Source organism: Amycolatopsis sp. SID8362 (genome assembly GCF_010550475.1).
Classification (GTDB): domain Bacteria; phylum Actinomycetota; class Actinomycetes; order Mycobacteriales; family Pseudonocardiaceae; genus Amycolatopsis; species Amycolatopsis eburnea.
On the sequence record NZ_JAAGNB010001627.1, the window covers coordinates 1 to 7,209 of the forward strand.

The 7,209-nt window shown below is 71.4% G+C and carries 9 protein-coding genes; 2 read left to right on the plus strand and 7 right to left on the minus strand.

The genetic code is table 11. The features are described 5' to 3' along the window. Positions 1-560 (plus strand): tetratricopeptide repeat protein (locus G3I65_RS50350; protein WP_160702933.1); only part of this gene is annotated, 560 nt, incomplete at its 5' end. A gap of 305 nt (positions 561-865) precedes the next feature. Here G3I65_RS50350 and G3I65_RS50355 read toward each other — a convergent pair. From G3I65_RS50355 to G3I65_RS50380, 6 genes are all read right to left on the minus strand, one after another. Further along, positions 866-1,531, minus strand: a complete 666-nt coding sequence (locus G3I65_RS50355; RefSeq protein WP_160702935.1) for a DUF4190 domain-containing protein — start codon at positions 1,529-1,531, stop codon at positions 866-868. Positions 1,532-1,781: 250 nt separating this feature from the next. After that, positions 1,782-2,663 (minus strand): hypothetical protein, encoded by an 882-nt coding sequence (locus tag G3I65_RS50360; RefSeq protein ID WP_125308089.1) that lies wholly within the window; start codon positions 2,661-2,663, stop codon positions 1,782-1,784. After that, positions 2,660-3,136 (minus strand): DUF6932 family protein, encoded by a 477-nt coding sequence (locus G3I65_RS50365; protein ID WP_125308088.1) that lies wholly within the window; start codon positions 3,134-3,136, stop codon positions 2,660-2,662. Before G3I65_RS50365 ends, G3I65_RS50360 begins: the two co-directional genes overlap by 4 nt. A 56-nt stretch (positions 3,137-3,192) precedes the next feature. Then, entirely contained in the window at positions 3,193-3,594 is a 402-nt protein-coding gene (locus tag G3I65_RS50370) for a hypothetical protein (RefSeq protein ID WP_160702937.1), read from the minus strand. Positions 3,595-3,607: 13 nt separating this feature from the next. Continuing rightward, positions 3,608-4,339, minus strand: a complete 732-nt coding sequence (locus G3I65_RS50375; protein WP_239071942.1) for an OmpA family protein — start codon at positions 4,337-4,339, stop codon at positions 3,608-3,610. Between the two features lie 212 nt (positions 4,340-4,551). Further along, a complete protein-coding gene (locus tag G3I65_RS50380; protein WP_160702939.1) occupies positions 4,552-5,379 on the minus strand; it encodes an SGNH/GDSL hydrolase family protein in 828 nt (275 codons plus the stop codon). 268 nt (positions 5,380-5,647) lie between these two features. Here G3I65_RS50380 and G3I65_RS50385 point away from each other — a divergent pair, with 268 nt between their 5' ends. Then, the gene (locus tag G3I65_RS50385; protein WP_160702941.1) at positions 5,648-6,307 is read left to right on the plus strand and encodes a DUF3159 domain-containing protein; all 660 of its coding nucleotides are present in this window, start codon (positions 5,648-5,650) and stop codon (positions 6,305-6,307) included. 101 nt (positions 6,308-6,408) lie between these two features. Here the strand turns inward: G3I65_RS50385 and G3I65_RS50390 are convergent. Continuing rightward, positions 6,409-7,209: N-acetylglucosamine kinase (locus G3I65_RS50390; RefSeq protein ID WP_160702943.1), on the minus strand; the 801-nt coding region annotated here is incomplete at its 5' end.

Below are 7,209 nucleotides of genomic sequence, written 5' to 3' on the forward strand. Positions count from 1 at the left end.
CCGACGCCGAGCGGGCGGCGGAGCTGGCCGCCGGGCTCGCCGACGAACGGCTGACGACGTCGGCCGACCTGCACCTCGGCCGCGCGCTCAGCCGTCTCGGCGAGCACGAGCGGGCCATCGAACGGCTGGGCAAGGCAGTGGCGGAGGCCGGCGACGTCACCCTGCGCGGGCAGGCGCTCAGCAGCTGCGCCCAGGCGGAGAAGCGGGCGGGCCTGCTCGCCGAGGCCATCGCCCACCAGCTCGCCGGCCTGCGCATCGACCGCGAACTGGGCGACGACGACCGGGTCGTCGTCGCCCTCGACAAGCTGGCCGACCTCAGCCTGCGGGCGGGCGACGTCGAGGCGGCCGAGCGGCACGTCTGGGAAGCGATCGACCTCGCGATCAGCCGGGAGTTCGTCGCGCGGGAGGGCGCGCTGCGGCTGACGCTGGGCCGGGTGCTGCGGGCCCGCGGCGACATCGACGGCGCGCGCGAACAACTCGCGTTGTCGGTGCGCATTTACGAGCGGGTGCACCCGAAGCTCGTCGGTGAGGTTCGCGCCGAACTCGCCGAACTGCAGTAAAAGATTCGCCCGCCCTTTCGAACTGCGACAACTCGGTGGCGGCCCGGTGCATTCATGGCGATGATTCGGTTGCGAATGGGTCACGGCCGGGTCCGGGCCGTGAATCCTTAGTGGATTCTTAGTGCTCGCGGGCGGCGCCCGCGTAGGTTCGGCGGTGCCGGCTGAGCCCTAGGGGAGGGGCAGGCTGAGACGCCGGCGCCGGGCCCCGCGCGGGAAACCGCGGCGGGGCCGGGAGCCGCCAGGAGCGGCTCGTGGCGCTCCGGCCGGCCGACGTGGGGGTAGGCCGGCCGGACGCCAGGCAGGGGTCAGCCCACGTTGGCGGTGCACAGCGCGATGGTCGTCCCGCTGTTTTCCGCGACCTTCTTGCCGTCGACCGAAATGGCGCACCGGATTTCGTTGTTGACGTTCGAATTGCGGGTGTCCGCGGTGAGCGTCAACAGGTACGAGCCATTGTTGTAGGAAGCCTGGCCTTCCCACGCGTCGGTGCTGGCCGGCGCGTTTTCGGTGCGCTGGTCGCTGAGGCTGCCGTAGCGCACGGTCGCCCCGCCCGCCGAGGTGACCTCGAACGTCACGGTGTGCTTGTCGCCCGAGACGGCCGGGAGGTGCAGCCCGGACTCACCGCCGCCGAGGAAGGTCGAGTACACCAGCAGCCCCGCCGTCGACAGCAGTGCCGCGACCGTGACGACGGTGGCGGTGACCGCCACCCCGCGGTCGCCCGCGGTGCCCTTCTTGACCTGGACCAACCCGGCGATCGCGAGGATCAGCCCGAGCCCGGCCAGCGGCCACGCGACGAATCCGATGTCCGGGACGAACGCGACACCGAATGCCGCCAAGCCGAGCAGCAGGCCGACGATCGCCAGGATGTTCCGACCGGGCTTCGCGTTCGCTTGACGACGCTCCGTGGCCGTCACCGGCGGCGCGGGTCTGCCGTGGCGCGCGGTGGTCGGCGGGTACTGCGGGTCGGTCATCATGCGGGCCCCTTCGGGTGGGAGTGCGACGACGTTAACCCATAAGAGTGCCCGCGAACGAAATTGTTACATTCTGGAAAAAGTCATTGTCCCACCATTTTGCCGCGAGTACCGGTATTTCCTGACATCGCGCGCAGGGTGTGACGATGTGATCAATGCGAAGAATATCGGGGTTCCCACTGTTTTCGGCGTCGGACGGCCTACGACGACCGTCGGTACCGGTGTTCAAGACGAAAGTCGCAAGCGGGACTTTTCAGTCGAAAAGGCTCACTTCGGGGGTGATTTCGAGCAGTTCGAACACCGGACGGCCGCGCCGGCCGTCGATCGTCGTCGTGCGCACGACGCGCAGCCGGGCGGTCACCGGGCGGTCGAGGTTCTCCTTGATCTGGTCGAGCAGGTCCGGCGCCACCGCGCCCTGGATGGTCCCGCCCGACTCACGGTCGAGGTAGAAGATGCGCCGCCGGGTGCGGACGCCGTCGAGCCGCCCGCGCACCGTCTCGTAGCCGACCGCCTCGCGGGACTCGCGGAGGCTGCCCTGGAGGATCCGGGCCTGTTCGGTGGTCATGCTGCGGGTGACCTGCTCGCCCGCGGTCGGGGTCAGCGCCATCCCGATGCCGGCGTTCTTCGCGACGGCGTTGACGATGTCGCTCACTGCGTTGCGGACGGTGTCGCGCTGCAGCAGCACGGCGTCGAGCGCGCCGTCGTCCGAGCCGTTCGCCGGCAGGAAGTCACACAGTTCCTTGACGGCGCGCTCGGAAAGCGTCTCGATGCCGTCGAGGATGAGCGCGTCGTCCGGCGCGGGCTCGGGGAAGCCGAAGAAGATCGCGTTGCCCGCCTGGCCGCGCTGGATCAGCGGCGCCTTGTCGCGGTCGGCCTGCTGGACCTGGGTGACCTCGCCGGACGGGTTCCGGATGATGTGCCCGATCTTCGCGGTCGCGTCCTGCAGCGCCCGGCTGATGTCGGAGAAGGTGTAGGCGTCGATGCTCTGCTCGCCGATGACCGAGACGTGCAGCAGCGGCGACCGGGACGTCCGCTCGAACTTGGCGTTGGCCGCCATCGCCGAGGCACGCGCGAGGTCGTCGAGCCACGTGCCGCCGGGGATCTCGTCGGCGATGCGCCGGAACTCGTTCCTCACCAGATCATCTCCGGGTAGCCCCTGCCGCCTTCGGCCCAGACCTCGGCCCAGGTGTCCTCGTCGCCGGGGCGGCACAGGAAGCCGTCCAGCATGCCGCCGACCGGCTGCACCTGGTCGAGGTACATCGCGGGCTGCCCGACGATCACGCCGCGCAGCGTGAGCAGGCCGTACAGCGCGGACCGGCCGGCGTCGTCGAGCCGCTTGAGCGCGCCCCACTCGTCCGGGATGAGGACGACGTCGAGGCCGCGCGGCGGGTGTGCGGTGCGCGTGATCAGCTCGCCGCCGATCCAGGCGCGGCCGGACGGCATGATCCGGCGGGCCACGCCGAGGTAGCTGTTGAGCGCGCTGAAGAGGATCTCGCGCTCGTTCTGGTGCGGCGCGTCGAAGACCAGGCGCTCGTAGACGTCGGCGAGGTCGCACGCGTGGCGTCCCGGTGGCAGGACCTGCTGCGCCGTCCAATGGGGGAGCGTCACGCCACTCCCTCCTCAGCCTCGCTCACAGTGCGTAGCCGAATTTACCAGGATGGGTGTCAGCCACCGCGCCCAGGCTGCTGCGGCCACTGAGGAGTGGCTTCTTCGCTCTCGGGCCAGGCCGGTTCCTCTTCGGTCGGCCAGTCCTCGGCCTCGGCCCCGCGCTGCGGCGGCAGCGGCAGGTGCCCTTCGTGGTGACCGGCGGGCTCCGGCTCGTCGTCGGCTTCGCCGGGCTCCTTGGGCGGGCCCTGCGCCCAGGCGGCGGGGATGAACTGCGTCTGCTCGGCGGCGAGCGGTTCCTCGTACCGCGGCTCGGGTTCCGGCTCGTAGGGGGCTTCTGCTTCGACGGCTCCGCGGGGCTCGGCGGGCTTCGCCTTCCGCAGGACGAGCCACGAGGTGAGCGCGCCGAGGGCGAAGGCGAGGATCAGCCACAGCCAGATCTGCCCGAACAGCCACAACATCGGCACCACCCCTTCAGATGACCGTGATTTCGACCCGCCGGTCCTCTTCGCCGCCGCTGGCCGGCCGGGTGTCGCCGAGGCCCCGGTAGGTCACGCGCTTGGTCGTGAGGCCGTTGGTGGTGAGGATCCGCGCGACGGCCCGCGCGCGGTCCCGGGACAGCTTCAGCGCGGCGCTCTCGCCGCCGGGCCCGCGGGCGACGTGGCCGGTGACGCGGTACCGGAAGGTCTCCGGCGACTTGGCGAGCGCGACGGCGATCCCGCGGGCGGCCTGTTCCCCTTCGGGCGTGAGCTTCGCGGTGTCCGGCACGAAGGTCACGGGCGCCTCGGCGAGCAGCCGATCGATCTCGGCCTGCACCCCGGCCTTGTCGGTCGGCGGCGGCGCGGTCGTGGTCGTGGTGGGCGGGGGGCTGCTGGTGGTGCTGCTCGGCGGTGGGGCTTCGGTCGTGCTCGGGGCCATGGGGACGACGTCGCCTTCGAACTTGGCGGCGCGGACGCCGTCGACGCCCTGGACGACTTCGAGGGCGCGGAGGGCCTGGCCGGGCGGGAACCCGGTGAGGGTGGCGTCCCGGCCGTCGAAGCTGACGTTCCCGGCGGGCAGCCCGGCGGCCGCGAGCGCGGCCTGCGTCCGTTCGCTGAGGTCACGCTGGAGGCTGCCGGCCTGTGCCCAGGTCACGACCCCCGCGAGCAGCGCCGTGACCAGCACCGCGATCGGGACCAGGAGGATCCAGCGACGCCGACCGGACATAAAGGGACTGTAAGCCGGGCGGGACGGGTTGGCGAGTCGGCCGGGGTGGTCCGTCCACAAGTTGTCCCCAGGTAAGTCGACATGTGGACAACTCGGGGGTTCGTGATCGGGTGGGCACTTTCCGTCGGCGACGGTGCTCGGCGTGTAGTGAATGACTCATTCATGTCGTCAGACGACATGAATGAGTCATTCACTACCTTCGGGCCGGGTCCTCAGCTGGCCTGCTGAGCGTTGTCCGGCACCTCGAGCACCTCCAACGGAGCCAACGGCGTCACCGGAGCCAACGGCGCCAGCTGCGGCCGCTTCGGCGACAGCCCGTCGCCCATCGACTCGCCGCGCAGCTGGCGGCGGATCCACGGGAGCAGGTGCACCTTCGTCCACGTCAGGTCCGATCGGCGCGAGTCGATCCAGCGGCTCGGCACCTCCTCCACCGGCCACGGTTCGCGCCAGTCGCCCTCGACCGGGATGCCCAGGACCTCCGCGGACTTCAACGCGATGCGGCGGTGGGCGTCCGGGGAGAAGTGGAGGCGGTCGTCGCTCCAGGCGCGGCGGTCGTGGAGGGGGGCCATGGCCCACAGGTCGACCATGCGGGCGCCGTGGCGCTCGGCGATGGCCCACAGGTGGGTGTTGTAGATGGCGACCTTGCCGCGCAGGACCGACATCACCGAGAGGACCTTCGTGTCCGGGCCGTTGAACATCAGCACCGGGATGCCCGCCTCGCGCAGCTTGGCGACGCCTTCCTCCAGGCGCTCCGCCACCGCGTCCACGTCCGCGCCGGGCACGATGATGTCGTTGCCGCCGGCGCAGAGGGTGACCAGGTCGGGCTTCAGTTCCAGGGCGATCGGGAGCTGCTCGTCCATGATCTCGTCGAGCATCTTGCCCCGGAGCGACAGGTTCGCGTACTGGAAGTCGGGCCTGCCCGCCGCCAGGATCTCGGCGAGGCGGTCGGCCCAGCCCCGGAACGAGCCGTCCGGCAGCGCGTCGTTGAGGCCCTCGGTGAAGCTGTCTCCTATGGCTACATAGCTGTCGATTCCGTACACGTTGGGTCCCCTTCCCCATCCTGCGTCCGACTCCCCGACATGTAGTTGTACACCACAACTAATGATCGGGGTCCTACCCCCGTGCCACCCCGGCCGTTCAGACCGGAGTAACAGTGTCTTATCTTGTCGGCCTTCTCCGCTCCTCTATTACGCCTTCTTCACCTTCGGCATGCCGTGAAACAGCACACCCGGCGCCAAACCGGGCATCCGATGTGGCGAAGATCTCCCTGCTTGGAGCGTCCCGGGCGGTTTCCGGCAGGCTGGACACGTGTCCGGAGAACCCCGTGAGTCGCTCGCGCAGATCCTCGGCGGCCGCCGGGGCGCGCTCGACGCCAGCGTCCCGCCCGCCGGTTTCGTCGTCGGCTGGCTCGTGGCCGGGCAGTCCGTCGCCTGGGGCGCCGGGGCCGCCATCGCGGTCGCCCTCGCGCTCGGGGTCTACCGGGTGGCCGGGGGCGGCAAGGTCCGCGCGCTCGTGGTCAGCCTGGCCGCTGTCGTCGCGGCCGCGCTGATCGCCCTGCACACCGGGCGCGCGCAGGACTTCTTCCTGCTGCAGCTGATGTCCAATGTGGCCAGCGCCCTGCTGTGGGCGGCCAGCATCGTGGTGCGCTGGCCGCTGCTCGGCGTCGTCGTCGGGCTGCTGCTCGGGCAGAAGGCGCGCTGGCGCCGGGACGCGGTGCTGCTCAAGGCGTACTCGCGGGCCAGCTGGGTGTGGGTGCTCCAGTACGTGCTGCGCGTGGTCGTCTACGGCCTGCTGTGGTGGGCCGGCCAGGTCATCGCGCTCGGGGTGGCCCGCACGGTGCTGTCGTGGCCGCTCGTGGCGCTGACCGTCGCGGTCAGCGGCTGGGTGCTCTACCGCGCGTTGCCGCCGGAACACCCCGGCCTGCGCCTGGCGCCGGAGACCGGCTCGGACGACGTACCCAGGACATAAGGCGGCCCCCGGCGAGGGGGGAGGGTCCGGGGGCCACTGCCTACGGTACCCGGACTACCCGGGTTCAGTCGACGTTTTCGCGCTTTCGCGCCGCGTTTTGCTCAATCTTCCCGTGACGTGGGTCTCGGCACGCCCTCGCCGAACGCGTCCACCGCGGCCAGCCAGGCCGCCCCGAGCACGCCATCGGAGCTGGTCAGCACCTCGAGGCCGGACAATCCACGGCGGACGAGCGCGCCGACCGGACTGTCTCCGGTGAGCACCGAACCGACGAGCACGACCGGAGTCGACTCGCCGGGCTCTCGCGCCGCGAGGGCGTTGGCGACGAGCAACTCGACCGCCCGGCCGACGATCTCCCGTGCCGCCGGCTCGCCGGCGTCGTGCGCCGCGCTCACCAACGGCGCGAAGCGGGCGAGCCGCACCGGCGCCTCGGCGTTGGCGGTCGTGATGAGCGCGCGGGACGCGGCGAGCCGGTCCGCGTCGGTCCGGACGTCCACACCGGACGGTCCGAGCGCGGCGCCGAGCACCGCCGACGGCAGTCCGTCCAGCGGCAGGCCGCGGCCGAGAGCCTCCAAAGTGGAACGGACGGCTTCGCGGCCGAGCCAGAACGCCGATCCTTCGTCGCCGAGCAGCCAGCCGTAGCCGCCCGCGGTACCGGCGAGGCGCCGCTTGCGGATGCGGCCGGCGATCGAGCCGGTGCCGGCGACGAGGACCGTCCCGTCCGGAGCCGAAGTCGCCGACGCGTACGCCACTTCGGCGTCGGCGACGGTCCGGACCACGCACGTGAGCCCGATCCGCGCCCACGCCGCGTCGAAGACCGCCGCCACCGCCGGATCGCTCAGCTTGCTGACCCCGGCCATGCCGACGACGCACGCGCGCACGCCGCCGGGGTCGCGGCCGCCGAG

Excerpts from the sequence above, each read along its gene's own strand:
- G3I65_RS50355 (WP_160702935.1), bottom strand. The coding sequence starts at position 1,531 with ATGATGACCGACCCGCAGTACCCGCCGACCACCGCGCGCCACGGCAGA.
- G3I65_RS50370 (WP_160702937.1), bottom strand. The coding sequence starts at position 3,594 with ATGTTGTGGCTGTTCGGGCAGATCTGGCTGTGGCTGATCCTCGCCTTC.
- G3I65_RS50375 (WP_239071942.1), bottom strand. The coding sequence starts at position 4,339 with ATGTCCGGTCGGCGTCGCTGGATCCTCCTGGTCCCGATCGCGGTGCTG.